Source organism: Cupriavidus sp. BIC8F (genome assembly GCF_032465815.1).
Lineage (GTDB): Bacteria > Pseudomonadota > Gammaproteobacteria > Burkholderiales > Burkholderiaceae > Cupriavidus > Cupriavidus necator.
The window spans coordinates 1,073,612-1,099,049 of the sequence record NZ_CP136094.1 but is presented as its reverse complement, the minus strand read 5'-3'; the positions used below and the strand labels follow the sequence as shown (position 1 = coordinate 1,099,049).

The 25,438-nt window shown below is 65.1% G+C and carries 20 protein-coding genes, 2 tRNA genes and 2 rRNA genes; 11 read left to right on the top strand and 13 right to left on the bottom strand.

The window, feature by feature from the left end:
- Positions 1-24 precede the first annotated feature (24 nt).
- The 4 genes from RS901_RS05165 to RS901_RS05150 all read left to right on the top strand — a co-directional run bounded on the left by RS901_RS05165 (position 25) and on the right by RS901_RS05150 (position 3,711).
- The gene (locus tag RS901_RS05165; protein ID WP_316151789.1) at positions 25-1,245 is read left to right on the top strand and encodes a globin domain-containing protein; all 1,221 of its coding nucleotides are present in this window, start codon (positions 25-27) and stop codon (positions 1,243-1,245) included.
- Between the two features lie 114 nt (positions 1,246-1,359).
- Complete coding sequence (locus RS901_RS05160; protein WP_316151788.1) at positions 1,360-2,055, top strand: type II secretion system protein N; 696 nt, start codon at positions 1,360-1,362, stop codon at positions 2,053-2,055.
- 152 nt (positions 2,056-2,207) lie between these two features.
- Positions 2,208-2,813: an EF-hand domain-containing protein gene (locus RS901_RS05155; protein ID WP_316151787.1), complete on the top strand. Its 606-nt coding sequence runs from the start codon at positions 2,208-2,210 to the stop codon at positions 2,811-2,813.
- Positions 2,814-3,216: 403 nt separating this feature from the next.
- Positions 3,217-3,711: an Lrp/AsnC family transcriptional regulator gene (locus RS901_RS05150; RefSeq protein ID WP_010813460.1), complete on the top strand. Its 495-nt coding sequence runs from the start codon at positions 3,217-3,219 to the stop codon at positions 3,709-3,711.
- Between the two features lie 88 nt (positions 3,712-3,799).
- Here RS901_RS05150 and RS901_RS05145 read toward each other — a convergent pair whose 3' ends face one another.
- A complete protein-coding gene (locus RS901_RS05145; RefSeq protein ID WP_316151785.1) occupies positions 3,800-4,498 on the bottom strand; it encodes a GNAT family N-acetyltransferase in 699 nt (232 codons plus the stop codon).
- A gap of 332 nt (positions 4,499-4,830) precedes the next feature.
- On the opposite strand from RS901_RS05145, the gene RS901_RS05140 reads away from it, so the two are divergent.
- Positions 4,831-5,385 carry an NAD(P)H-dependent oxidoreductase gene (locus RS901_RS05140; RefSeq protein ID WP_316151784.1) on the top strand — a complete coding sequence of 185 codons (555 nt, stop codon included), beginning with the start codon at positions 4,831-4,833 and terminating at the stop codon, positions 5,383-5,385.
- A complete protein-coding gene (gene kefC / locus RS901_RS05135) occupies positions 5,382-7,196 on the top strand; it encodes a glutathione-regulated potassium-efflux system protein KefC (protein ID WP_316151783.1) in 1,815 nt (604 codons plus the stop codon). The genes RS901_RS05140 and kefC overlap by 4 nt, the downstream gene beginning before the upstream one ends.
- A gap of 27 nt (positions 7,197-7,223) precedes the next feature.
- Here the strand turns inward: kefC and RS901_RS05130 are convergent, their stop codons facing one another.
- From RS901_RS05130 to paaA, 7 genes are all read right to left on the bottom strand, one after another.
- Positions 7,224-7,841: a TetR/AcrR family transcriptional regulator gene (locus tag RS901_RS05130; protein WP_316151782.1), complete on the bottom strand. Its 618-nt coding sequence runs from the start codon at positions 7,839-7,841 to the stop codon at positions 7,224-7,226.
- An 8-nt stretch (positions 7,842-7,849) separates the two neighbouring features.
- Complete coding sequence (locus RS901_RS05125; protein ID WP_316151781.1) at positions 7,850-8,653, bottom strand: DUF1835 domain-containing protein; 804 nt, start codon at positions 8,651-8,653, stop codon at positions 7,850-7,852.
- Positions 8,654-8,848: 195 nt separating this feature from the next.
- On the bottom strand, positions 8,849-9,937 hold the full coding sequence (gene paaE / locus RS901_RS05120) for a 1,2-phenylacetyl-CoA epoxidase subunit PaaE (protein WP_316151780.1): 1,089 nt from the start codon (positions 9,935-9,937) through the stop codon (positions 8,849-8,851).
- A 27-nt stretch (positions 9,938-9,964) separates the two neighbouring features.
- Positions 9,965-10,525, bottom strand: coding sequence for a 1,2-phenylacetyl-CoA epoxidase subunit PaaD (gene paaD / locus RS901_RS05115; RefSeq protein ID WP_316151779.1), 561 nt, complete (start codon positions 10,523-10,525; stop codon positions 9,965-9,967).
- Between the two features lie 31 nt (positions 10,526-10,556).
- Entirely contained in the window at positions 10,557-11,408 is an 852-nt protein-coding gene (paaC, locus tag RS901_RS05110; protein WP_316151778.1) for a 1,2-phenylacetyl-CoA epoxidase subunit PaaC, read from the bottom strand.
- 10 nt (positions 11,409-11,418) lie between these two features.
- The gene (paaB, locus tag RS901_RS05105) at positions 11,419-11,706 is read right to left on the bottom strand and encodes a 1,2-phenylacetyl-CoA epoxidase subunit PaaB (RefSeq protein WP_012354162.1); all 288 of its coding nucleotides are present in this window, start codon (positions 11,704-11,706) and stop codon (positions 11,419-11,421) included.
- Between the two features lie 31 nt (positions 11,707-11,737).
- Positions 11,738-12,757 (bottom strand): 1,2-phenylacetyl-CoA epoxidase subunit PaaA, encoded by a 1,020-nt coding sequence (paaA, locus tag RS901_RS05100; RefSeq protein WP_114134454.1) that lies wholly within the window; start codon positions 12,755-12,757, stop codon positions 11,738-11,740.
- 211 nt (positions 12,758-12,968) lie between these two features.
- Here paaA and RS901_RS05095 point away from each other — a divergent pair, with 211 nt between their 5' ends.
- Positions 12,969-13,439 carry a universal stress protein gene (locus RS901_RS05095; protein WP_114134455.1) on the top strand — a complete coding sequence of 157 codons (471 nt, stop codon included), beginning with the start codon at positions 12,969-12,971 and terminating at the stop codon, positions 13,437-13,439.
- Between the two features lie 54 nt (positions 13,440-13,493).
- Here the strand turns inward: RS901_RS05095 and RS901_RS05090 are convergent, their stop codons facing one another.
- The 5 genes from RS901_RS05090 to RS901_RS05070 form a co-directional block, all read right to left on the bottom strand.
- Positions 13,494-13,772: a DUF1488 domain-containing protein gene (locus RS901_RS05090; RefSeq protein ID WP_013958269.1), complete on the bottom strand. Its 279-nt coding sequence runs from the start codon at positions 13,770-13,772 to the stop codon at positions 13,494-13,496.
- 100 nt (positions 13,773-13,872) lie between these two features.
- The gene (locus tag RS901_RS05085) at positions 13,873-15,990 is read right to left on the bottom strand and encodes an FUSC family protein (RefSeq protein ID WP_316151777.1); all 2,118 of its coding nucleotides are present in this window, start codon (positions 15,988-15,990) and stop codon (positions 13,873-13,875) included.
- 401 nt (positions 15,991-16,391) lie between these two features.
- On the bottom strand, positions 16,392-17,636 hold the full coding sequence (locus RS901_RS05080) for a nucleoside recognition domain-containing protein (protein ID WP_316151776.1): 1,245 nt from the start codon (positions 17,634-17,636) through the stop codon (positions 16,392-16,394).
- 56 nt (positions 17,637-17,692) lie between these two features.
- Complete coding sequence (locus RS901_RS05075; RefSeq protein ID WP_316151775.1) at positions 17,693-18,079, bottom strand: DUF488 domain-containing protein; 387 nt, start codon at positions 18,077-18,079, stop codon at positions 17,693-17,695.
- A 40-nt stretch (positions 18,080-18,119) separates the two neighbouring features.
- Entirely contained in the window at positions 18,120-19,793 is a 1,674-nt protein-coding gene (locus tag RS901_RS05070) for an AMP-binding protein (protein ID WP_316151774.1), read from the bottom strand.
- A gap of 617 nt (positions 19,794-20,410) precedes the next feature.
- Between RS901_RS05070 and RS901_RS05065 the strand changes: the two genes are divergently transcribed.
- From RS901_RS05065 to RS901_RS05050, 4 genes are all read left to right on the top strand, one after another.
- Positions 20,411-21,942, top strand: a 16S ribosomal RNA gene (locus RS901_RS05065).
- Between the two features lie 62 nt (positions 21,943-22,004).
- Positions 22,005-22,081, top strand: a tRNA-Ile gene (locus RS901_RS05060).
- A gap of 12 nt (positions 22,082-22,093) precedes the next feature.
- A tRNA-Ala gene (locus RS901_RS05055) sits at positions 22,094-22,169 on the top strand.
- Positions 22,170-22,465: 296 nt separating this feature from the next.
- Positions 22,466-25,346, top strand: a 23S ribosomal RNA gene (locus RS901_RS05050).
- Together the 16S and 23S rRNA genes with 2 tRNA genes alongside form the textbook arrangement of a ribosomal RNA operon.
- Positions 25,347-25,438 lie beyond the last annotated feature (92 nt).

The window sequence follows — 25,438 nt, the reverse complement described above, 5'->3', positions numbered from 1 at the left end:
TGATTTAAAACGGAGTGTTTCCTGATGCTGTCCGCCGCTTCCCGCCCCTATATCGATGCAAGCGTTCCCGTGCTGCGCGAGCACGGCCTGGCCATCACCACGCATTTCTACCGCGAGATGTTCGCGGACCGGCCCGAGCTGACGCAGATGTTCAACATGGGCAACCAGGCCAACGGCAGCCAGCAGCAGTCGCTGGCCTCGGCCGTGTTCGCCTATGCGGCCAATATCGATAACGCGGCGGCGCTGGGGCCGGTGCTCGAGCGCATCGTCCACAAGCATGCGGCCGTGGGCCTGACGCCCGCGCACTACCCGATCGTCGGCCGCCACCTGCTGGGCGCCATCTCCGCGGTGCTGGGCGAGGCCGCCGCGCCGCCGCTGCTGGCCGCCTGGGACGAGGCCTACTGGCTGCTGGCCGGCGAGCTGATCGCCGCCGAGGCGCGCCTGTACCAGCGCACCGGCGTGGCCGCCGGCGAGCTGACGCCGGTGCGCGTGGTGCGGCGCGAGGCGCAGGGCGACCAGGTGGTGGCGCTCACCCTGGCTGCCGCCGACGGCCAGCCGCTGCGTGCGTTCCGCCCGGGCCAGTACATCAGCGTCGAGGCGCGCCTCGACGATGGCCAGCGCCAGCTGCGCCAGTATTCGCTGTCGGCCGAAAACGGGCTGCCGACCTGGCGCATCTCGGTCAAGCGCGAGGCGGGCGACCGCACCACCCCGGCCGGCGCGGTGTCCAACTGGCTGCACGCCAATGCTCAGGAGGGCACTGAACTCAAGGTGAGCGCGCCGTTCGGCGAGTTCACGCCGGCGCTCGACGGGCGCCGCCCGCTGGTGCTGCTGTCGGCCGGCATCGGCATCACGCCGATGCTGTCGGTGCTGCGCACCCTGGCCGCGCAGGGATCGCAGCGCCAGGTGCTGTTTGCCCATGCCGCGCGCGATGGCCGCCACCACGCCCATCGCGCCGACCTGCAATGGGCGCGCGAACGCCTGCCGCAGCTGGTCACCCACATCAGCTATGAAACCCCGGAAGCAAGTGACGTGGCCGGCCGCGACTACGACCACGCCGGCACCATGCCGGTGGCAGAACTGCTGCGCCAGCCCGACTTGCAGCGCTTTGTCGACGGCAGCTTCTACCTGTGCGGACCGCTCGGCTTCATGCAGGCGCAGCGTCATGCGCTGGTCAGCGCGGGCGTGCCGGTGGCGCATATCGAGCGTGAGGTGTTCGGGCCGGACCTGCTGGACGACCTGCTCTAAGGGTTGGCAGCGCGGCACCGGCGCGGCAGACAGTGTCATGGGGCTCTGGTACGCTTGGCGCGTCTGCGCTCACGCGCCATTGCCCGCCTTGTGGGTATCCAGGGTCCCGATCCCATGCAACTGTCCCTCCGGCCTTCGCTTCGCTTCGATGCCTCCGCGCCCTGGCTGCCGCGCCTGGCCAGCCTGGTGCTGTTTATCGCGCTGTGTGCGCTTGCCACCTACTGGGTGCTGACCTTCAGCGCGATGCGTACCATCCCGGTGCCGCAGAGCGCGCGCGTGGCCCAGACCGAGGCGGTCGAGACCGGCGCGGTCGCGACGCTGTTCGGCGGCTCGGCGCAGGGCGGCCCGCGCGACGTGCAGCTGATCGGCGTAGTGGCCGAGGTGGATGGCGGCGCGGGCGCGGCAATCGTGTCGATCGATGGCGGCCCGCCCAAAGCGGTGCGCGCCGGCGCCGAGCTGTCGCCGCAGATCCGGCTGGCGGAGATCCGCCAGCGTGCGGTGGTGATCGAGCGCAGCGGCGTGCGCCAGGAAATCGTGCTGCCGCTGCAGGCCGGTGCCGCGCGCGGCGCACCGGCAGCGGCCGGTGCCTTGCCCACGCCGCCCGCCGGCGCCGCGGCACCGATGGCAACGCCGATGCCGCCCCCGGCGCCGGTCGTGAGCCAGCTCCCGGCCCAGCAGCCGCAAGGCCAGGCGCCTGCGCAGCAGGCCCAGCCCGCGCAACCGCAGCCGCAACCGGTCGATCCGCGCCAGTACCAGCCGGTGATGGCACCGCAGGCGGCCGGCGAAGGCCAGTTGGCGCCGAAGGACTGATTCCGGGCGCCAAATATTCGCACTTGCTTGCGTTCCCTTACGGCGCGCGGGCCTTTCTGTGAGCCGGGTAACATCGTATTAAAAGCGCCAACTTCCCCGCATCGTCTGCGTTCTAATCCGTACATGCCAAACGTGATGAAAAGGAGCAAGACATGCAACGCAATCACAAGCCGCAGATCCTGAAGCAGTTCCTGGCCGCATCGGCCGCCCTCCTGGTCGCCGGTGGCGCATTTGCCCAGGCCAGCGCCCCCGCCGCACCCGCTGCGCCGGCCGGCAAGCCCGGCATGGGTCACCATCACCACCACGGTGGCGGCATGTGGATGAAGTCGATCGATACCGACGGCGATGGCGCGATCTCCAAGGCGGAAGCCGACGCCTGGTTCAACAAGCTCGACACCAACCACGACGGCAAGATCGACAAGGCCGAGATGGATGCGCACCGGAAGGCCGCCATGGCCGAGCATCATGCGCGCATGCAGGCAGCCTTCGACGAGAAGTTCAAGGCTGCCGACAAGAACGGCGACGGCGCGTTGACCAAGGCTGAGGCCAACGCCGGCCTGCCGCGCCTGGCCAAGCGTTTCGACCAGCTTGACGCCAACCACGACGGCAAGCTGACCCGCGACGAAATCCGCGCCGGCATGGAGAAGATGCATCGCGAGCACTTGCAGCGCGGCGACCGCGGCCCGCGTGGCCAGGGGGCTCCGGGCAGCCAGCCGGCACCCGCGGCGCCGGGCTCCCCGTCTGCCAGCGGCGGGTGACTAGCCCTGGCAGGGCCGCGCCAGCGGACACTGCCAGCGACGCCGCCAAGCGCGCGAGCCTTAGGGTTCGCGCGCTTTTTTTTTGCCTGTTCGCCTTGTGCGTGCACCAGGAAGAATCTGACCTCGTCCGCAAACGCCCGTAGAATGCCGCTTCCCTGTTTGCCGGGCTTGGCACCATCCTTGCCTGCTCCCGGCCGGCGGGGCGCGGCCGCGATTCGCGGTGGCGCCCCGCACAGGTCTGCCCAGCCCGACCGGCTGCCGCGCGAGTGACCGATAAGGCTGTCAGCTCATCAGAAGCGGCCCTGTATCGGACGTAATTACACAAAAAATTGCGTACTTGTGCACGGTTTGCTAAATTTGCGCAAAAAAATTGCCAATAAACATATTGCGGAGCAACAATATCGTGAGCAAGGTGGAGTTGGACAAGATCGACCGGAAGATCCTGGAAGTGCTGCAGACCAACGGCCGGTTGACCAACCTGGAAGTGGCCGAGCGCGTCAACCTGTCGCCCAGCCCCTGCCTGCGCCGCATCCGGCGGCTGGAGGAGATCGGCGTGATCCGGCAGTACGCAGCGCTGCTGGAGCCCAACAAGATCGGACTTGGCCTGCTGGCCTATATCAATGTCCGGCTGGAAAAGCATGGCGGCGCGCCCAAGGGCAAGGCACCGCTGGACCTGTTCCGCGCCTCGATCGCGGTCTGGCCGGAGGTGGCCGCGTGCCACGCCATGACCGGCGAAATGGATCTGCTGCTCAAGGTCTACGTCGAAGACATGGAGCACTTCGCGCGCTTCATGCAGGAACAGCTGCTGGCGCACCCGTCGGTGATCGACGTGCGTTCCAGCTTTGCGCTGGAAAGCATCAAGGACACCACGGCGCTGCCAGTGGGCGGCGCGGCCTGATGCGGCAAGCCTGAGGCCGCAAATAAAAACGGCGCATCGATGCGATGCGCCGTTTGCGTGGAACCCGCAATAAGCGGACCCGCGGAGCTCAGGCGGTGTGCTTCTGCGGCACCATGGTGCGCCAGAAGCGCAGCCCGAAGCGGCGCGCGTCGCGCAGGTTGCGGCGCACCGCGTAGTCCAGGTCGGCGAGCTGCTCGTCCAGCGCTTCGGTCAGGCGGCTGGCGGTGTCGGCCGGCGGCAGTTCCAGGTAGGCATCGGCCTCGCCGTAGGCGTACTGGACCTTCATGCCGGCCTTCTTGGCAATGTGCATCATCGCGGCGTTGCGCGACAGGCAATGCATGTACAGCGTGCGCACATTGGTGTTGCGGCCGTGGATCGCGGCACGCTCGAACAGCGCGCTGCCGATGCCGCGACCGCGGGCGCGGCCCGACACCGACACGCCGAACTCCGCCACGCGGCCCTGGGCGTTGTCGCGCAGGTTGGCGAAGTGGCCCACGCCGATCAGCTCGAGCTTGTCGTCGTACACGCCGAACACGCTGTCATGGTCGAAGTCGATGCTGTCGACATAGGCTTCGATCACGTGGTCGCCCACGGACTGGCCAAAACGGAGCAGGCGATCCTCCTCGCCCAGGGCGAGGAAATGCTTCAGCAGGCGCGAGCGGTGGTGGGCCGCCAGCTCGCGCACCAGTACGGTGGCGCGGTGGGTGGCCTGTGCGGCTTCGGCTGCCTTGCGCAGATCTTCGTCGGTCAGTGCGCCGACGGCCTTGCTCAGTTCGAGCGGATTCACGTTATTTCCTTCCAGGTGCAGTCACAGATAAACATAGCACTGCGTTGGTGTTTTTCCAGGCACTTTTCCCTGCTTCGGTGCGGGATTCGGGGAAAACACCATCTTGATGCGGTGCCGAAAGTATTGTAGTGGAATTGTCAGTTCGGCGTAAGCTTCCCGCGCCGCAGCAGGCCGTTGTCTCGCCACAACATCAATAAAAATCGAATAAAATCAACAGCTTGAAAAAATGTGATGAATTGTTGCATGGCGCTGGATGTGGATTTGGTGCAACGCCACAATTCCGCGCTTTCCACGCAGGTTCATCCACTCCCTTGCCCAGCCGATCGCCTTTGATGACCGAGCCCCCAATCGTTGTAATCTACGCGCATCCCACGCCCAGCCGTTCGCGCGTCAACCGGCCGCTGGCCGATGCACTGGCCGTCTTGCCGCAGGTACAGGTCCGCGATCTCTACCGGAACTATGTCGACTATGACATCGACGTCGTCGCCGAGCAGCGCGTGCTGTCGGTCTCTGACACCATCGTGCTGCAGTTCCCGGTGCGCTGGTACAGCGTGCCGGCGCTGCTCAAGCTGTGGCTCGATGAGGTGCTGGAGCCAGGCTGGGCCTATGGCCCCGGCGGCACCGCGCTGCGAGGCAAGTCCTTGCTGGCGGTGGTGAGCACCGGCGGCACGGCCGATGCCTACGGGCCGGACGGCACCCATGGCCACCCGATCGGGGACTTCCTGCTGCCGCTGGAGCAGACCGCCTTGCTGTGCGGCATGAACTGGCTGCCGCCGGTGGTGCTGCACGACGCCAACAATGCCGACGCCCAGGCGCTGGCCGAGCATATCGCCCATGTCTGCGGGCGGCTGGGCACCGGCGCCGCACCGGCGGGGGGGCAGGCATGAACCAGCACGATTTCCTGATTGCGCTGCTGGTGTTCCTGGTGGCGGCGGTGGTGGCGGTGCCGCTGGCGCGGCGCGGCGGCCTGGGCGCGGTGCTGGGCTACCTGCTGGCGGGGGCGGCGATCGGGCCGTTTGCGTTGCGCCTGGTGACCAATGTCGAATCGATCCTGCATTTCTCCGAGTTCGGCGTGGTGCTGATGATGTTCGTCATCGGCCTGGAGCTGGAGCCGCGCAAGCTGTGGGCACTGCGGCGGAGCATCTTTGGCTACGGCGGCGCGCAACTGGCTGCCTGCGCGCTGGTGATCGGCGCGGTGGCGGCGCTGGCGGGCGCGCCGTGGCAGGTGGCCCTGGTGGCGGGCCTGGGACTGGCGTTGTCGTCCACCGCGATCGCGCTGGCGACACTGACCGAGCGCAACCTCTTCGGCACGCCGGCGGGGGCGGCCAGCTTCGGCATCCTGCTGTTCCAGGACATCGCCGCGATCCCGATGATCGCGCTGTTGCCGCTGCTGGCCACGCAGGGCGCCGAAGGCGCGGGTCCGGGCGCGGCCGGCTGGCTGGCGGCAGGCAAGGCGGTTGCGGTGATCGGTGCGGTGGTGGTCGGCGGCCGCTACCTGGTGCGCCCGGCGCTGCGCTTTATCGCCCGCACCGACATGCGCGAGATGTTCACCGCGTTTGCGCTGCTGCTGGTGGTGGGCATTGCGTTGATGATGGACGCGGTGGGCTTGTCGATGGCGCTGGGCACTTTCCTGGCGGGCGTGCTGCTGGCCGATTCGGAATACCGCCACGCGCTCGAGGCCGACCTGGAGCCGTTCAAGGGCCTGCTGCTGGGCCTGTTCTTCATGGCCGTCGGCATGTCGATCGACTTTGCCGTGCTGGCGCGCTCGCCCTGGCTGGTGCTGGGTCTGGTGGCCGCTTTCGTGGTTGCCAAGACCGCGCTGCTGGCGCTGCTGGCGCGGCATTTCGCCATCGCCCGCGGCCAGCGGCTGCTGTTTGCCCTGCTGATCTCGCAGGGCGGTGAGTTCGCCTTCGTGGTGTTCGGCGTGGCCGGCACCGCCGGCCTGCTGCCGCGCGAGACCGAGGCCCTGCTGGTGCTGGTGGTGGCGCTGTCGATGGTGGCCACGCCCTTGCTGCTGCTGGCCTATGACCGGCTGGTGGCGCCGCGCCTGGGCAGCGGCAAGGCCCGCCCGGACGAGACCATTACGCCGCAGCACAATCCGGTGCTGATCGCCGGCTTCGGGCGCTTCGGCCAGATCGTCGGCCGCCTGCTGTACACCCAGGGCGTGGGCGTGACAGTGCTGGACCACGACCCGGACCAGATCGAGTTCCTGCGCCAGTACGGCTTCAAGGTCTTCTATGGCGACGCCACCCGGCTGGACCTGCTGGAGGCCGCGGGCATTGCCGACGCGCGCATCCTGGTAGTCGCCATCGACGGCATGGACGAAGGCCTGGAACTGATCGACCGCGTGCGCCAGCGCTTTCCCGAACTGCAGATCTACGCCCGGGCGCGCCATGTATCACATGTCTACCAGCTCAAGGACCGCGGCGTGCACCTGTTCGAGCGCGAGATGTTCGAGGGCTCGCTGATGCTGGGCCGCCGCGTGCTGGAGGGGCTGGGCTTCGATCCGGCCGAGGCCCGCAACGTGGCCCTGCGTTTCCGGCGCCACAACATCCAGGCGATCGACCGCTTCTATCCGCACTACACCGACCAGAAGAAGCTGGTCTCGCTGGCGCGCCAGGCGCGCGACGAACTGGAAGAGATGTTCCGCCAGGACCGCGAGCAGCGGCGCCAGCGCGAAGAGGCCGAGTGGATGTGAGTGGCAGGGCGACGGGCCAGCGCCGCGTCAGCGCGCGGCCGCGGCCCGGCCGGGCAGGCCGCCTTCGAGCAGGTCGACCACCATCTCGGCAAACTCTGCATAGGACAGCCGGCCGCCCGGCTTGAGCCAGGTGAAGGTCCAGTTGATCATGCCGAAGATGGTCATGGTCAGCGCGGTCTGGTTCTCGCGCGTGACGCGCTCCGGGTAGGCCCGGCGCAGCAGGCGCGAGAAGGCCGCGACCACGTCGCGCTCGCGGCCCAGGATCAGGTCGCGCTGGGTCTCGGCCAGGAACTTGACGTCGTTGATCAGCGCGATATGGCGCGTCTGCGAGGTCTCGTACTCGGCCAGAAAGGCACGGATCAGGTTGCCGAAGGCTGCCTTGTCGGTGCGCGCGTGGCGCTCGGCGTCGGCCTCCACTTCTGTGACGAGCAGCATCAGCCGGCGCGTGTAGCGGTCCAGCAGGTCGAACAGGATTGCTTCCTTGCTCTCGTAATAGTGGTACAGCCGCGCCTTGGAGGTGCCGCAGGCGGCGGCCAGGTCGGCCATCGAGGTGCTGGGGTAGCTGCTGTTGGCAAAGGCGGCGGCGGCCAGGTCCAGGATCTGCTCGCGCTGCGCCTCGAAATCGGGTGCCTTGGTACGGGCCATATTCTCGTTTATTCGCCGCCGGTGCCACTGCTGCCGATATGGCGGCGCAGTTCGCAGGTATCGAGCGAGTCAGCATTGCCGCGCAGCACCAGCTGGCCCATGGCGATCAGCTCGCGGCAGCGCCAGAACACGAACCAGTCGCTGGCCAGCAGGCCCTCGATCGCGCCCATCACGCTGCCCACCATCTGCGCCGCGGGCGTCCACTCGGACGGGGCGCGCTCCATGATGATCTCGTCGATGGTGTGGTACGCCGCCGGCACCAGCGTGTTGCCCTTCCAGAGCCGCACGTCGGCGTTTTCCTTGACGTTCTGCTGCCACTCGTAGCCGAGGCGGCCCAGGCGCAGCACCGAGACCGGGGCGATAGTGGAAAAGCGCCGCGCCAGCCGCGCGGGCGTGTACATGCCGATCGCCGCCAGATTGCCCTGCGCGGGCATTTCCAGCTCGCGCAGGTCCATGGCGACTTCATTGATCCGCTGCGGCGCCTGGTACAGGTGGAACACCACCCGGCGCAGCATCAGCTGGTCGGCCGCGCTCTGGCCGTGCCAGATCGCCACTTCCATGTCGTCCTGGCGCAGCGCCTGGAGCTGGTCCAGCGCCTGGCGCATCTCGGCGCCGAAATCGATGTCGGTATGCGGGGCGACCCGCTGCCAGAAGCCGGATCGGATCAGGCCGGTGCTGTCGATGTCGGCCAGCGGTCCCACCGCCAGGTCGTCGCGCAGCACCACGACAGGGTCCGGCCGCGCAGCCTGGGCCAGGGCCTGGCGCAGGGTCGTGCCTGCTACATCACCATTGACGACGTGGATATATTGCATGGCCGTGATTGTATATGGGTGGGACGGTTCGCTGGCACCGCCGCGGCGGCGATGCGACAGGCGGGGTCGCCGCCCGCCCGGTCACTGTCCTGCAAGCATCGCGCCAGCAGGAAGCCGCCTGCCGCCATTGTAGCCACGGCCCGTGCTGGCCAATGTCGGCAATTGTCTGAATACGCACGCGCCGGCGTGCCAGGATCAGCGTTCGTCGTAGCTGACCACCACCCGCGGCGTCAGCGCCCGCGCCTGGCAGGTGAGCACGAAGCCCTTCTCCATCTCCCACGGCTCGAGCGTGTAGTTCTTTTCCATCTCCACCTGGCCTTCCAGCACCTTGGCGCGGCAGGTACAACAGACACCGCCCTTGCAGGCGTAGGGCAGGTCCAGCCCAGCGGCCAGCGCGGTGTCGAGCACGTTGGCGTCTTCCAGCGGCAGGCGCATGCTGTGCTGCTTGCCGTCGAGCACCACCACCAGTTCGGCGGTGCCGGCATGGTCGGCGTGCGCGGGGGCCGGCTTGCGCCTGGCCTGGGCCAGCGGCACGCCGAAGCGCTCGGCGTGGATGCGGTGCGGGTCGAGGCCCGCATCACGCAGCGCCGCCTCGGCCTCGTCGATCATCGAGGCTGGCCCGCAGACAAAGGCCGCGTCGATGTCTTCCACCGGGATCAGGGTCTGCAGAAAGGCCGTCACGCGGGCATGGTCGAGCCGGCCGTGCAGCAGGTCCACCTCCTGCGGCTGGCGCGACAGCACGTGGTAGAGCGTGAAGCGCGCCAGGTACTGGTTCTTCAGGTCTTCCAGTGCCTCGGAGAAGATGATGCTGTCGACGTTGCGGTTGCCGTAGACCAGCGTGAAGCGGCAGTGCGGCTCGGCCTGCAGCGTGGTGCGGACGAGCGACAGCACCGGCGTGATGCCGCTGCCGGCGGCAAAGGCCACGTAGTGGCGCGCGGCGGCGGGATCGAGCGGCACGTGGAAGCGCCCGTCGGGGGTCATCACGTCGATCACCTGGCCCGGGGCGATGGAGTCATGCAGGTGCGTGGAAAAGAGTCCATCCTCGACCAGCTTGACCGCCACGCGCAGCTCGCCGTGCGCGTCGTAGTCCTGCACGGCCGAGCAGATCGAGTAGGAGCGGCGCAGGTCCTTGCCGTCGATCGGCGCCTTCAGCGTCAGGAACTGGCCCTGGGTGAAGCGGTAGGCATCGCGCAGCGTGTCCGGCACCTCGAAGGCGATCGAGATGGTGTCGGCGGTCTCGGGGCGCACCTGCGCCACGCGCAGCGGATGGAACTGTGGAGTCATGGCAGCCTGGCTTCGGCCCGGCGGGGCTCAGTAGGGTTTGAAATAGTCGAACGGCTCGCGGCAGTCCAGGCACCGGTACAGCGCCTTGCAGGCGGTCGAGGCAAAGCGCGAGATTTCCTGCGTATGCACGCTGCCGCAGCGCGGGCAGGCCACGACATCGGGCGCGCCCGCGCGGGCGGCGCGAGGCACAAAGCCCAGCGGCTGCGCCGCGGCCGGCGTGCCGCACTGGCCCGGCGGCGCAATGCCGAAGGCGCGCAGGCGCTCGCGCGCGGTCGGAGTGATCCAGTCGGTGGTCCAGGCCGGCGCCAGCACGGTGCGGATGCGCCACGGCGCCAGCCCGGCGTCGTCCAGTGACCGGCCGATGTCCTCGGCGATCTGCGACATTGCCGGGCAGCCGGAGTAAGTGGGCGTGATGACGATCTCCAGCGCGCCGTCGGCGGCGACCAAGACATCGCGCAGGATGCCCAGGTCGCGGATCGACACCACCGGGATCTCCGGGTCCGGCACCGCCTCCAGCGCCGCCCATGCACGCGCGATGCGGCCATCGGTGGCGCGGTCATTGCGCAGGGGGAGGGCGGCGATGGTCATGTTGGTCAACCCTTTGCGGCGAAGCGGGCGCTTACCATTGTGCGCCCGGATGGGCTCGCGCCAGCCCCTGCATCTCGCCCAGCAGGTAGCTCATGTGTTCGGAGTGCACGCCGTGCTTGCCGGTCGAGACAAAGCTCGTGGCCTGGGGCAGGGTTAGCGTGGCGGCCTGCAGCGTCTCGGCGACGGTGGCATCCCAGGCCGGGCGCAGCGTGGCCGTGATGACGCCGATGCCCTGCGCGGTGGCCTCGGCTTCTACCGCGTCCTCGGCAAAGCACTCGTTCATATAGGGCAGCAGGTGCTCCAGCGCGCGCTGCATGCGCGCGTGCGATGCCTCGGTGCCGTCGCCCAGGCGCACTACCCAGCCAGCCGCGTGGTGCAGGTGGTAACGCGCTTCCTTGACCGATTTGGCGGCGATCGCGGCAAGTTGGTTATCGCGGCTGGCCAGTAATGCTTCCCACAGCTCGACCATCAGCGCGCTGTACAGGAAGTTGCGCATGATGGTGACGGCGTAGTCGCGCTCGGCGGCGGCGTTGCCGGCCAGCGGGCCGCGGTGCGGCAGCTCCAGCAGGGTCCAGTTGCGGAAGTCGCGCTCGGCGCGCCAGTAAGCGTAGTCGTCTTCATGGTGGGGCAGGCCGGTCAGCTCGCCTTCCAGCTCGCCGGCGCGGCCGTACAGCAGCCGCGCCTGGCCGATCAGGTCCAGGCTGATGTTCGCCAGTGCGATGTCTTCTTCCAGCACCGGGCCATGGCCACACCATTCGGCGTTGCGCTGGCCCAGGACCAGGGCGTTGTCGGCCAGGCGCAGCACGTAGCGCAAGGCCGCGGTGCGTGCCGGCGGCAGGTGGTCGAGCGAGGCGGGCACAGTCGGCTGTGGGGACGCGGTCATCGTGCGGGCCTTACATGTGGTTGACTTCGTCGGGCAGCTGGTAGAACGTCGGGTGGCGGTAGATCTTGTCGGCCATCGGGTCGAACAGCTCCGGCTTTTCCTCGGGCACGCTCGCGGTGATGGCCGCGGACGGCACCACCCAGATCGACACGCCTTCCTGGCGCCGCGTATAGACGTCGCGCGCCATGTGCAGCGCCTGCTGCGCATCGGCGGCGTGCAGGCTGCCGCAATGCTTGTGTTCCAGGCCTTGCTTGCTGCGTACGAACACTTCCCACAGCGGCCATTCCTTGCGTTGCATCGTTTGTCTCCTCCGTCCTCGGGCGCGGGGTTCAGGCCGCCGCGCGGCTCGCGCGGGCTTCGCGTTCGGCCACCTTGGCGGCGTGCGCCAGCGCGGCCTCGCGCACCCAGGCGCCGTCTTCATGCGCTTTCACGCGGGTGGCCAGGCGCTCGCGGTTGCAGGGTCCGTCGCCGTTGATCACGCGCCAGAATTCATCCCAGTCCAGCGGGCTGTAGTCATAGTGGCCGCGCTCAGCATTCCATTGCAGGCCGGGGTCGGGCAGGGTCACGCCCAGCACGCGGGCCTGCTCGACCGTGGCATCGACAAACTTCTGGCGCAGGTCGTCGTTGGAGATGCGCTTGATGCCCCAGGCCATGGTCTGGGCGCTGTTGGTCGAGGCCGCGTCGGGCGGGCCGAACATCATCAGTACCGGGAACCACCAGCGGTTGACCGCGTCCTGCACCATCTCGCGCTGGGCCTCGGTGCCGCGCATCATCGCCAGCAGCGCGTCGAAGCCCTGGCGCTGGTGGAACGACTCTTCCTTGCAGATGCGGATCATGGCGCGTGCATACGGACCGTACGAGCAGCGGCACAGCGGGATCTGGTTCATGATCGCCGCGCCGTCGACCAGCCAGCCGATCACGCCCACGTCGGCCCAGGTCAGCGTCGGGTAGTTGAAGATCGACGAATACTTGGCCTTGCCGCTGTGCAGCGCGTCGACCAGGTCATCGCGTGAGGCGTCCAGCGTCTCGGCGGCGGAATACAGGTAGAGCCCATGGCCGCCTTCATCCTGCACCTTGGCCAGCAGGATGGCCTTGCGCTTGAGCGACGGGGCCCGGCTGATCCAGTTGCCCTCCGGCAGCATGCCGACGATCTCCGAGTGCGCGTGCTGCGAGATCTGGCGCACCAGGGTCTTGCGGTAGGCCTGCGGCATCCAGTCCTGCGGCTCGATCTTGCCGTCGGCGGCCATGCAGGCGTCGAACGCGGCCTGGCGGGCGGCTTCGTCCTGGGGTGCGCTGGCCTGTGCCGTTTCGGCATGCTGGCCGGGCAGGTCAAGACTCTGCGTGTACATTTTGTCTCCTCTGGCGGGGATGCCGCTCGGATCGCGGGTAGCGACTGGCCCTATTATATATATGCCGACCGGTCGGTCAATTTAAGGGAAAGCCCGCTACTGTGGCCGTGGTTTGATCCTGCTAGCCACGTGGCGGCTGCCGCACGGGTAGTATCGAAGACAGGCGGCGTTACCGCCGCGATCCTTTTCCCTGTCAACGGAGGCAATACCTATGACTAGCACGGCATACAGCAAGATCGTGGTGGCGGTGGACGGCAGCAGCACGTCCGACCTGGCACTGGGCGAAGCCATCCGCGTGGCGGCCCCGGGCGGCGCCACCGTGCTGGCGCTCTATGTCGTGGACACCGGCACGCCCATGTTCGATGCCGGGTACTACGACCCGAGCCAGCTGCAGAAGGCATTCGAAGAAAGCGGCCAGCGCGCGCTGCAGGCCGCCTCGCAGCGGTTGGCCGCAGCCGGCGTGGCGCATGAAACCCGGCTGGTGACCGAAGCGCCGGTGCCCGGCGACATGGGGGCGTCGATCAACGAGGCCGCGCGCCAGTGGGGCGCCGACCTGCTGGTGATCGGCACGCACGGACGTCGCGGCGTGCGCCGGCTGGTGCTGGGCAGCGTGGCCGAGGCGGTGATGCGCCAGTCCACCATGCCGGTGCTGCTGGTGCGCGGCGAGGCGAAGGCCGACTGAATGGCCGAATGAAATCACGCCCCCGATCGGGGGCGCCAGGACAGGCGACGGGATTCAGCCGGCAAAGCGGAAATGGCCGCTGCGCAGCACGATCTCGCGCGCCTCGGTCAGCTCGAACAGGCTTTCGGCCAGGCGCTCGATGCGCTGGCGATTGCTGGTGAAGGCTGCGACCAGGTCTTCCTCGCGCGGCGAACGCGCGCCGAAATGGGCTTCGAGGGCCTCGGCGGTGACGGAATACAAGGTGGGACTGCCGTTGACCGTGGCGGGGCAGGACAGCGTGAGGCTGGCTGCGCAGTAGGTCGGGAGGCTGCGAGGGAACGTGATGTCGGACATGGCGTGCCTCGTGCTGGCGGCGGGCGTATTAAATCAATATAGGCCATCGCCGCGTTCCGTAAAGCCCGGCCGGTCCGGCAGCCTTCTTTTTTGCTTCCGCTCAGCCGCTGTGCGCCCGCCGGCGCCCCGGCAGATTGCGCGTGGCCGCGCCCAGCGTGCGCAGGTCCGCCACCGCGGCATGGGCGGCGGCGATATGTGTGGCGGCGTAGTCGGCCTGTTCCGCCAGGAAGGCGTCGAGAGCGGCGGCGGGTGGCAGCGCAGGGCACTCGGCGCTGCCGGCAGGGTCTGCCAGGCCCGGCCGCATCGCCAGCTCGGCCAGTTGCGCTTCCAGTTGCGTCAGGAGCGCGCGCACTTCAGCCCCGGCGGGCAGCGTGAAAACGCCCGACTCCACCCCGGCTCGCACCAGGCCGGCCAGCGCGGCCATGCGGCGCGCATTCGCATGCACGCGCTGGTAGGCCCCGGCAAAGTCCGGCGCCAGCGCGCCGGCGGTCTGCGCCAGCGTGTGTTCCGCGCGGGTGGAAGCCCGGCCGGCGGCAATGCGCAAGGCTTCCAGCCGCCGCACGGCGCGCGGCGTCGCGGCCTCAGCCACGCGGCTGGCGGCGAAGGCGGCACGCAGGTAGACCGCGTTGACTGCCACCGTGTCGACGGCATGGCGGAACACGCGCGACATCTCCGCGCGCGGTGCCAGCACATAGTACGTGGCCAGCGCGATCAGGCAGCCGAGCGCGGTATCGATGCCGCGCAGCGCGGCAAAGTGGCTGCTGTCGACGGCCGGCGCGCCCACCCATGAGAACAGGATCACGGCCGGCGTCAGGCAGAACGCGAACGCCCCGGACTGCCCGGCAAGGCGGCTGGCATAAGCCCCGGCCAGGAAGGCCGCGCTGATGCCCAGCGCCACCACCGGCGCCGGATGGAGCAGGCCAATCACACAGGCGCACAGTGCGCCCGCCAGCGAGCCCGCAAAGCGCTTCACGGAAACCTGCCGGGTGGTCTGCAGCTGGGGGCTGAGCACCATGATCACGGTCACCGCCACCCAGTAGCCGTGGTCCAGCCGCCACCACTGCGCCGGCACCAGGCTGAGGCTGCCGGCCAGCGCCAGCCGCAGGGCGTGGCGCGTGGCCAGGGCATCGCCTGCGGCGTGGTCGGCCAGCCCGCGCAGCATCTGGGCCAGCCCGTGCCCGATGCCGCGCCGCGGCCAGCGGAAGCTTGCGCGCCATCGGTCGAAATCCGGATGGCGCGCCAGGGCGGATAGTGCCGACTGATAGGGGGGCGGGGCGCTGGCATTGGCCACGGGCGCGGTCAGGCGCCGCAGTTCGTGGCGCAGCGCCGCGCTCAATGCCGGCAGGTCGGGCCCGTGCCGCGCCAGTGCCTGGCCAACTTGCTCGCGGGCGTCGGCGACGCAGCGCGCGATATGACGCAACGGCGGCTGCATCGGCAAGCCATGGGCGGCGCCGGCGCGCTCGCGCAGCTCGCCCGCGACGATCAGCAGCGCAAACAGGGCGTCGGCGACACCCACGGCATAGGCATAGTGCAGGAGACTGCTGGGGTCGCGCAGGCTGCGTCGGGCCTCGATGGCCCGGCGCGCGGCCTCGATGCGGTTGCGGATGTCCTGCTTGCAGGTGGCGAGGTCATTGCCGTGGCGGGTATCGGTGAGTGCCGTGGCGAGCCGGACCAGCGCGTCGTAGGCGGCCACGATCTCGGTGCGTGGCCGGTCGTCGCGGGCCGACGGGATCAGTGCCAGGCAAGCCAGGCACGCGAACACGCCGCCGCGCAGGAAGTCGAGCCCGCTTTGCAGGGCCTGCACGGCCAGGTCGGGCCCGGCCGCAGGCTGCAGGCAGGCGGCCACCAGCACGACATAGAGCAGCTTGGCCGCGAGCGCACTGGCCGGGCCGCGCGTCTCTGCCAGGCCTGCGGCAAGCCCTCCCGCCATCACCACCAGCACGGCCAGCCAGGGCGCCGGCGCCACGGCCGCGCCCAGCGCGCTGGCCACCGCCCCGCCAATGCCGACCGCTCCCAGACTGGAAAGCCGTGCCGACGCTGTGCCTTGCCGGTCCGCCAGGCAGGTCCAGATCGAGGCCGTGGCCGACCACAGATAGCCTGCATCTCCGGTCAGCCAGCCAATACCGGCAAGGGCCAGGAACGACAGCGCATAGATGATCCCGCGCCGGAGCAGCACGGGGTCAGGCCAGTAGCGGGCAAGGAGGGCGGAGGCGAACATACAGGGCCGGGATCTACGCGGGCCTGCCAGGTCGGGCGCCCGTCGTGAGGCCACTCTACGATACCGTTTGCTGCGCCGCAACAAAACTGGCCTGTTGCCCACCGCAGCGGCTCGCCGCACCACGATGAAGCGAGAAAGCCGCGTGGCGAGGACCCAAGCACGAGTGCTGCGCCAGCAGGGGCAAGCGTGCACAGGGGTTGTGACCGTTCCGGCGTGAAGGCGAAAAAAAACCCACGCAGGTTGTGCGTGGGTTGGAATCCACCGAGGTGGTGGAGGAGACAGACTTCACTATACATGATTTGTTGCGACGCACCAAGTGGCCATGTGTCAATGTCCGACAATGCGCACAATAGCGTTGTATCGATGCAACAAAGTCCGGTTTCCGCCCATCCGATCGTGTCCTAACGGAACAGATAGGCGGCACCTACCGCACACACGATCCCGGCAGCATCGGCCACCAGCGCACAACCCAGCGCATGGCGCGTATTGCGCACATTGATGCTGCCGAAGTAGACCGCCAGCACATAGAAAGTGGTCTCGGTCGAGCCCTGGATGATCGCCGCCAGCCGTCCCTGGAACGAGTCCACCCCATAGGTCGTCATCACATCCACCATCAGCCCGCGCGCGCCGGCGCCGGACAGGATCTTCATCAGCCCGACCGGCAGCGCCGGCACGAAGTCCGTATTGACGCCTAACTGGGCAAAGCCCAGCGTCAGCCAGCCCATCAGCACGTCCATGCAGCCGGTGGCCCGGAACAGGCCGATGGCTACGAGGATCGCCACCAGGTAGGGAATGATCTGCACGGCGACGCCAAAGCCTTCCTTGGCGCCATCGATAAAGGCTTCATAGACATTGACTCGGCGCAGCGCGCCGCAGACCAGGAATAGCGTGATCAGCGACAGGATGAAGCCGGCGCCGGCCAGTGCCGTCATGCTGCCGACCTGCTCCGGCGGCGCGCGCCGCAGCCAGGCGAACATCCCGCCCAGCAGCGCCGCGACCAGCCCGAACGCCACTAGCACGGCCGGGCGCAGCAGGTTCAGCCGCTGCACCCACGCCACTGCCAGCAGGCCGGCCAGGCATGAGCCGCCGGTGGCCAGCAGCGTCGGCAGGAAGATATCGGCCGCATTGAAACCCACCAGCCCCTGCTTGACCGCAATGGCCTGCCGGATTGCGATTACCGAGGTCGGGATCAGCGTCAGCCCTGCCGTATTCAGCACGATGAACATGATCTGCGCATCGGTGGCCACGTCCGGGCGCCGGTTCAGCGTCTGCAGCTCGCGCATGGCATTCAGGCCGAGCGGCGTCGCGGCATTGTCCAGCCCGAGCAGGTTGGCCGACACGTTCATCATCATCGCCCCCTGTGCCGGATGGCCCTGCGGCACACCGGGGAAGAAATGGCGCAGCAGCGGGTTCACCAGCCGGGCGAAGGCATCGACCACGCCGGCGCGCTCGCCGATGCGCATGATGCCAAGCCACAGGCTCATCACCCCGGCCAGGCCTAGCGCGATCTCGAAGGCCGTGCGCGCGCTGTCGAACAGGCTCGCCAGCATCGCCGGGAACACGGTGAGATCGCCGCTGGCCAGGCGGACGCAGGCGGCGACAAAGGAAATCAGGAAAAAGCCGAGCCAGACAACGTTCAGGGCCATCGGAATGCGGGAAGCGGGGAAATTAAACCGGGGAGATTCCCGGCACGGCGAGCAGCTCAGCCGACCACGGCCCCGCGTTCGGCCAGCAGCTCGCGCAGGATCGAGCGGTGGCAGTGCGCCTCGTTCTCGCAGTAGCAGCCCACTGAGAAATTGGTCTGGTGCGACAGCGCCGCCAGCAGGTCGAGCGTGCGGCTGGCGTCCGGCTCGGCCATTTCCTTGCGGAAGTGCCGCACGAACGCGCGCCATTGCTTGTCATCGGTGGCCTGCAGCGCCTGGGCCACCAGCTCGGGCGATGGCGACAGCACGGGATACCAGACATCGTAGAAATCGCGGCTGGCAAATTCGGATTTGGGCACGCCCCGCGGCGGCCGGCGCACGGTGCCGATGCGCAGGCCTTCATCGGCCGCGCGCGGCGCGCCCAGTCTTACGATTCGGATGGTCATGGAGGATCCCGCTCATGTCTGCCGACGCGTGTGCGTCCGGCTAAAGTCCCAGATCATGAATCATGGTGTCGCGCATGACAAACTTCTGCACCTTGCCCGTCACAGTCATCGGCATTTCCGAGACAAAGCGGATATAGCGCGGAATCTTGTAGTGGGCGATCTGGTCGCGGCAGAACGTCCGGATCTCGTCCTCGGTGGCGGTCTGGCCGGGTTTGAGCACGATCCAGGCGCAGACCTCCTCGCCGTACTTCTGGTCAGGCACGCCAAAGACCTGCACCGCCTGCACCTTGGGATGGCGGAACAGGAATTCCTCGATCTCGCGCGGGTAAATGTTCTCGCCGCCGCGGATCAGCATGTCCTTGACCCGGCCGACGATGTTGCAGTAGCCCTCGTCGTCAATGGTGGCAAGGTCGCCGGTGTGCATCCAGCCGTCGCGGATGGCCTCGCGGGTGCGCTCGCCGTCTTCCCAGTAGCCTTGCATCACGGAATAGCCGCGGGTGCAGAGCTCGCCGGTGGCGCCGGTCGGCACGACCTCGCCGAGGGCGTCGACCACCTTGCATTCCAGGTGCGGCTGCACCCGCCCGACGGTGGCGACGCGCTTGTCCAGCGGATCGTCGGTGGCGCTCTGGAACGAGACCGGGCTGGTTTCGGTCATGCCATAGGCAATAGTGACCTCTGACATATGCATGTCGGCCACCACGCGCTTCATGACCTCGATCGGGCAGGGGGCGCCGGCCATGATGCCGGTACGCAGGGTCGAGAAGTCGAAGCGGTTGAACTCCGGATGGTCCAACTGGGCGATAAACATGGTCGGCACGCCATGCAGGGCAGTGCAGCGTTCCTCGCTGACCGCCTGCATGGTCGCGAGCGCATCGAAGGCCTCGCCCGGGAACACCATGCAGGCGCCGACCGAGACGCAGGCCAGCACCGACAGCACCATGCCGAAGCAGTGATAGAGCGGCACCGGGATGCACAGTGCGTCACTGTCGCCAAGGCGCATCGCCATGGCGACAAAGCGGCCGTTGTTGACCACGTTGTGGTGCGTCAGGGTGGCGCCCTTGGGGTTGCCAGTGGTGCCGCTGGTGAACTGGATATTGATGGCGTCATGCGCGGAGAGCGTGGCGGTCACCGCGCCCAGGCGCGCAGTATCGGGTTCGGCCAGGAGTGCATCGTAATTAAGCATGCCGGGCGTCGCCTCGGATCCCATGCGCACCACCCACTGCAGCCGGGGCAGCCGGGCGGCGCGCAGCTCACCCGGCTCGGCCTCGGCCAGTTCCGGCGCCAGCGCCTGCAGGGTGGCCAGATAGTCGCTGGTCTTGAAGCGCGCGGCCGTGATCAGCATGCGCACACCCGCCTTGTTCAGCGCGTATTCCAGCTCCGCCTGGCGGTAGGCAGGGTTGATATTGACCAGGATGGCGCCGATGCGCGCGGTGGCGAACTGGGTCACCAGCCATTCGGGCCGGTTCGGCGCCCAGATGCCGACGCGATCGCCCGGCTGGATGCCGCGCTGGAGCAGGCCGCTGGCCAGGCGATCGACCTGGTCGCTGAACTCCGCCCAGCGCCAGCGCACACCATGCTCGCGGAACACCACGGCCGGGCCGTCCGGCCTTGCGGCGACCGTGCGCGCCAGCAGTGCCGGAATCGTCTGATCAGACAGGGGGGTGTCGGTGCTGCCGGCGACCAGGGAGAGGCCGGGCGTCACGGGTCGGGTCATCTTGTCTCCTTCCACTGCTCTGCTTGGCATTCGACGCCTATATATAGAGGAAGGCGTTTCGGGTTGGGCCAACGCCCACAGCGTCAGCTTAAGCCGAGGCGCCGCTGGATGTTGTCACCAGCGCGACATTTGCGCCCCATGCGCCGCTTTTCCGGGCGCTTCGAATTATTTCGCGAAATCGCTTGCCAGTCGGTCCTGCGTCCCTTAATATTCGCCCCCTCGCAACACAACGCAGCGCTGCAAAGCAGACGCAGCAAGGGTTGCGGGGTCGACCGGAGAGGTTGGCGCAGCGAAGTTAGCGCGCTGACCGCAGCGAAAAAAGATTGCTGAAACGGTTGACGAAACGAAGAAAGCTCTGCATAATCTCGTTTCTCTGCTGCAGACAACGCAGCAGCGCTGAACGGCAAAGCCGGCAGCGAAGTTCTTTAACAAACAAACAACCGATAAGTGTGAGCGCTGGGTAGCGGACGCCACTGTCTTCGGACGGTGTTGCTTCACAAGTTATACAGTGCTCGCACAGCAAAACGTGACTGGGTCTTCGGATCTGGTCAGTCAGTTTTCTGAGAGTGAGCGACCGCTCGAAAGAGCGAGGATCCGCGAGGGTCCACACAGAGATTGAACTGAAGAGTTTGATCCTGGCTCAGATTGAACGCTGGCGGCATGCCTTACACATGCAAGTCGAACGGCAGCACGGGCTTCGGCCTGGTGGCGAGTGGCGAACGGGTGAGTAATACATCGGAACGTGCCCTGTAGTGGGGGATAACTAGTCGAAAGATTAGCTAATACCGCATACGACCTGAGGGTGAAAGCGGGGGACCGCAAGGCCTCGCGCTACAGGAGCGGCCGATGTCTGATTAGCTAGTTGGTGGGGTAAAAGCCTACCAAGGCGACGATCAGTAGCTGGTCTGAGAGGACGATCAGCCACACTGGGACTGAGACACGGCCCAGACTCCTACGGGAGGCAGCAGTGGGGAATTTTGGACAATGGGGGCAACCCTGATCCAGCAATGCCGCGTGTGTGAAGAAGGCCTTCGGGTTGTAAAGCACTTTTGTCCGGAAAGAAATGGCTCTGGTTAATACCCGGGGTCGATGACGGTACCGGAAGAATAAGCACCGGCTAACTACGTGCCAGCAGCCGCGGTAATACGTAGGGTGCGAGCGTTAATCGGAATTACTGGGCGTAAAGCGTGCGCAGGCGGTTTTGTAAGACAGGCGTGAAATCCCCGAGCTCAACTTGGGAATGGCGCTTGTGACTGCAAGGCTAGAGTATGTCAGAGGGGGGTAGAATTCCACGTGTAGCAGTGAAATGCGTAGAGATGTGGAGGAATACCGATGGCGAAGGCAGCCCCCTGGGACGTCACTGACGCTCATGCACGAAAGCGTGGGGAGCAAACAGGATTAGATACCCTGGTAGTCCACGCCCTAAACGATGTCAACTAGTTGTTGGGGATTCATTTCTTCAGTAACGTAGCTAACGCGTGAAGTTGACCGCCTGGGGAGTACGGTCGCAAGATTAAAACTCAAAGGAATTGACGGGGACCCGCACAAGCGGTGGATGATGTGGATTAATTCGATGCAACGCGAAAAACCTTACCTACCCTTGACATGCCACTAACGAAGCAGAGATGCATTAGGTGCCCGAAAGGGAAAGTGGACACAGGTGCTGCATGGCTGTCGTCAGCTCGTGTCGTGAGATGTTGGGTTAAGTCCCGCAACGAGCGCAACCCTTGTCTCTAGTTGCTACGAAAGGGCACTCTAGAGAGACTGCCGGTGACAAACCGGAGGAAGGTGGGGATGACGTCAAGTCCTCATGGCCCTTATGGGTAGGGCTTCACACGTCATACAATGGTGCGTACAGAGGGTTGCCAACCCGCGAGGGGGAGCTAATCCCAGAAAACGCATCGTAGTCCGGATCGTAGTCTGCAACTCGACTACGTGAAGCTGGAATCGCTAGTAATCGCGGATCAGCATGCCGCGGTGAATACGTTCCCGGGTCTTGTACACACCGCCCGTCACACCATGGGAGTGGGTTTTGCCAGAAGTAGTTAGCCTAACCGCAAGGAGGGCGATTACCACGGCAGGGTTCATGACTGGGGTGAAGTCGTAACAAGGTAGCCGTATCGGAAGGTGCGGCTGGATCACCTCCTTTCTAGAGGCTTGTGTCTCAAGCCTAGCGTTCACACTTATCGGTTTGTTTGCTGTTACAGCCAAGGGTCTGTAGCTCAGGTGGTTAGAGCACCGTCTTGATAAGGCGGGGGTCGTAGGTTCAAGTCCTACCAGACCCACCAAGTTATCCGGAAGGGGGATTAGCTCAGCTGGGAGAGCACCTGCTTTGCAAGCAGGGGGTCGTCGGTTCGATCCCGTCATCCTCCACCATCACCTGGTACCTTGGATTGGTTGTCAAATGAAAGCGCTTCGCGACGCTGAGTTGCGAGTGTTTTCATTTGGCATTGCCAAGCGATCGCAAGATCGGCTGTTCTTTAACAATATGGGATGTAGTAAAGGTGTCGCGAAGCGTTGATGAGACGCTGCAGTACCAAACGCGATACCGGGTTGTGATTGTATCAACCAAAATGTATTTAAGTGATCGAAAGATGACTTGGAATACGGCACAAATGCGAGAACTCATCCTGTAGCGACTGTTTCGAGCAATCGAGACACACTCGTTATAGGGTCAAGCGAACAAGTGCATGTGGTGGATGCCTTGGCGATCACAGGCGATGAAGGACGCGGTAGCCTGCGAAAAGCTTCGGGGAGCTGGCAAACAAGCTTTGATCCGGAGATGTCCGAATGGGGAAACCCGGCCCGTATGGGTCATCCCTGACTGAATACATAGGTCAGGGAAGCGAACGCGGCGAACTGAAACATCTAAGTAGCTGCAGGAACAGAAATCAACCGAGATTCCCAAAGTAGTGGCGAACGAAATGGGAAGAGCCTTGTACTCTTTAGCAGCATTGTTAGCAGAACGGGATGGAAAGCCCGGCCATAGCAGGTGATAGCCCTGTATGCGAAAACAGCGTTGTGGAACTAGGTGTACGACAAGTAGGGCGGGACACGTGAAATCCTGTCTGAAGATGGGGGGACCATCCTCCAAGGCTAAATACTCGTGATCGACCGATAGTGAACCAGTACCGTGAGGGAAAGGCGAAAAGAACCCCGGGAGGGGAGTGAAATAGATCCTGAAACCGCATGCATACAAACAGTCGGAGCCTGGCAACGGGTGACGGCGTACCTTTTGTATAATGGGTCAGCGACTTACATTCAGTGGCAAGCTTAACCGATTAGGGAAGGCGTAGCGAAAGCGAGTCCGAACAGGGCGTTGAGTCGCTGGGTGTAGACCCGAAACCAGATGATCTATCCATGGCCAGGTTGAAGGTGCGGTAACACGTACTGGAGGACCGAACCCACTAACGTTGAAAAGTTAGGGGATGAGCTGTGGATAGGGGTGAAAGGCTAAACAAATCTGGAAATAGCTGGTTCTCTCCGAAAACTATTTAGGTAGTGCCTCGTGTCTCACCTTCGGGGGTAGAGCACTGTCATGGTTGGGGGGTCTATTGCTGATTACCCCGCCATAGCAAACTCCGAATACCGAAGAGTGCAATCACGGGAGACAGACATCGGGTGCTAACGTCCGGTGTCAAGAGGGAAACAACCCAGACCGCCAGCTAAGGTCCCCAAATATAGCTAAGTGGGAAACGAAGTGGGAAGGCTAAAACAGTCAGGAGGTTGGCTTAGAAGCAGCCACCCTTTAAAGAAAGCGTAATAGCTCACTGATCGAGTCGTCCTGCGCGGAAGATGTAACGGGGCTAAGCTATATACCGAAGCTGCGGACGCACAGTAATGTGCGTGGTAGGAGAGCGTTCCGTAAGCCTGTGAAGGTGTCTTGTAAAGGATGCTGGAGGTATCGGAAGTGCGAATGCTGACATGAGTAGCGATAAAGGGGGTGAAAGGCCCCCTCGCCGTAAGCCCAAGGTTTCCTACGCAACGTTCATCGGCGTAGGGTGAGTCGGCCCCTAAGGCGAGGCAGAGATGCGTAGCTGATGGGAAGCAGGTTAATATTCCTGCACCGTCGTATGATGCGATGGGGGGACGGATCGCGGAAGGTTGTCCGGGTGTTGGAAGTCCCGGTCCCTGCATTGGAGAAGGCGCTCAGGCAAATCCGGGCGCGGAATTCAAGGATGCGGGGCAAGCGGCCTAGTGCTGCGAAGCAATTGGAAGTGGTTCCAAGAAAAGCCTCTAAGCTTCAGTCATACGAGACCGTACCGCAAACCGACACAGGTGGGCGAGATGAGTATTCTAAGGCGCTTGAGAGAACTCGGGAGAAGGAACTCGGCAAATTGGTACCGTAACTTCGGGATAAGGTACGCCCTGGTAGCTTGACTGGCCTGCGCCAGAAGGGTGAAGGGGTTGCAATAAAATGGTGGCTGCGACTGTTTAATAAAAACACAGCACTCTGCAAACACGAAAGTGGACGTATAGGGTGTGACGCCTGCCCGGTGCCGGAAGATTAAATGATGGGGTGCAAGCTCTTGATTGAAGTCCCGGTAAACGGCGGCCGTAACTATAACGGTCCTAAGGTAGCGAAATTCCTTGTCGGGTAAGTTCCGACCTGCACGAATGGCGTAACGATGGCCACACTGTCTCCTCCCGAGACTCAGCGAAGTTGAAGTGTTTGTGATGATGCAATCTCCCCGCGGCTAGACGGAAAGACCCCATGAACCTTTACTGTAGCTTTGCATTGGACTTTGAACCGATCTGTGTAGGATAGGTGGGAGGCTTTGAAGCGTGGACGCTAGTTCACGTGGAGCCGTCCTTGAAATACCACCCTGGTTTGTTTGAGGTTCTAACCTTGACCCGTGAATCCGGGTCGGGGACAGTGCATGGTAGGCAGTTTGACTGGGGCGGTCTCCTCCCAAAGTGTAACGGAGGAGTTCGAAGGTACGCTTGGTACGGTCGGACATCGTACCTAAAGTGCAATGGCAAAAGCGTGCTTAACTGCGAGACCGACAAGTCGAGCAGGTGCGAAAGCAGGACATAGTGATCCGGTGGTTCTGAATGGAAGGGCCATCGCTCAACGGATAAAAGGTACTCTGGGGATAACAGGCTGATACCGCCCAAGAGTTCATATCGACGGCGGTGTTTGGCACCTCGATGTCGGCTCATCTCATCCTGGGGCTGTAGCCGGTCCCAAGGGTATGGCTGTTCGCCATTTAAAGAGGTACGTGAGCTGGGTTTAAAACGTCGTGAGACAGTTTGGTCCCTATCTGCCGTGGGCGTTGGAATCTTGACGGGGGCTGCTCCTAGTACGAGAGGACCGGAGTGGACGTACCGCTGGTGTACCTGTTGTCTCGCCAGAGGCATCGCAGGGTAGCTATGTACGGAAGAGATAACCGCTGAAAGCATCTAAGCGGGAAACTCGCCTGAAGATGAGGATTCCCTGGAGGCTTGACCTCCTTGAAGGGTCGTTCGAGACCAGGACGTTGATAGGCTGGGTGTGGAAGCGCAGTAATGCGTTAAGCTAACCAGTACTAATTGCCCGTAAGGCTTGATCCTATAACCAGTGTGTTTCACCTGGTGTGTGATCGCGACTGTGCCGAAACAGTTGACACAAGACGCACAACCCCAACTACATCCCTATTCGCAGC

Bases quoted from the DNA above. Each gene is read 5' to 3' on its own strand.
- RS901_RS05165 (WP_316151789.1), top strand. From the start codon at position 25: ATGCTGTCCGCCGCTTCCCGCCCCTATATCGATGCAAGCGTTCCCGTG.
- RS901_RS05160 (WP_316151788.1), top strand. From the start codon at position 1,360: ATGCAACTGTCCCTCCGGCCTTCGCTTCGCTTCGATGCCTCCGCGCCC.
- RS901_RS05155 (WP_316151787.1), top strand. From the start codon at position 2,208: ATGCAACGCAATCACAAGCCGCAGATCCTGAAGCAGTTCCTGGCCGCA.
- RS901_RS05140 (WP_316151784.1), top strand. From the start codon at position 4,831: ATGACCGAGCCCCCAATCGTTGTAATCTACGCGCATCCCACGCCCAGC.
- kefC (WP_316151783.1), top strand. From the start codon at position 5,382: ATGAACCAGCACGATTTCCTGATTGCGCTGCTGGTGTTCCTGGTGGCG.
- RS901_RS05130 (WP_316151782.1), bottom strand. From the start codon at position 7,841: ATGGCCCGTACCAAGGCACCCGATTTCGAGGCGCAGCGCGAGCAGATC.
- RS901_RS05125 (WP_316151781.1), bottom strand. From the start codon at position 8,653: ATGCAATATATCCACGTCGTCAATGGTGATGTAGCAGGCACGACCCTG.
- paaE (WP_316151780.1), bottom strand. From the start codon at position 9,937: ATGACTCCACAGTTCCATCCGCTGCGCGTGGCGCAGGTGCGCCCCGAG.
- paaD (WP_316151779.1), bottom strand. From the start codon at position 10,525: ATGACCATCGCCGCCCTCCCCCTGCGCAATGACCGCGCCACCGATGGC.
- paaC (WP_316151778.1), bottom strand. From the start codon at position 11,408: ATGACCGCGTCCCCACAGCCGACTGTGCCCGCCTCGCTCGACCACCTG.
- paaB (WP_012354162.1), bottom strand. From the start codon at position 11,706: ATGCAACGCAAGGAATGGCCGCTGTGGGAAGTGTTCGTACGCAGCAAG.
- paaA (WP_114134454.1), bottom strand. From the start codon at position 12,757: ATGTACACGCAGAGTCTTGACCTGCCCGGCCAGCATGCCGAAACGGCA.
- RS901_RS05095 (WP_114134455.1), top strand. From the start codon at position 12,969: ATGACTAGCACGGCATACAGCAAGATCGTGGTGGCGGTGGACGGCAGC.
- RS901_RS05090 (WP_013958269.1), bottom strand. From the start codon at position 13,772: ATGTCCGACATCACGTTCCCTCGCAGCCTCCCGACCTACTGCGCAGCC.
- RS901_RS05085 (WP_316151777.1), bottom strand. From the start codon at position 15,990: ATGTTCGCCTCCGCCCTCCTTGCCCGCTACTGGCCTGACCCCGTGCTG.
- RS901_RS05080 (WP_316151776.1), bottom strand. From the start codon at position 17,636: ATGGCCCTGAACGTTGTCTGGCTCGGCTTTTTCCTGATTTCCTTTGTC.
- RS901_RS05075 (WP_316151775.1), bottom strand. From the start codon at position 18,079: ATGACCATCCGAATCGTAAGACTGGGCGCGCCGCGCGCGGCCGATGAA.
- RS901_RS05070 (WP_316151774.1), bottom strand. From the start codon at position 19,793: ATGACCCGACCCGTGACGCCCGGCCTCTCCCTGGTCGCCGGCAGCACC.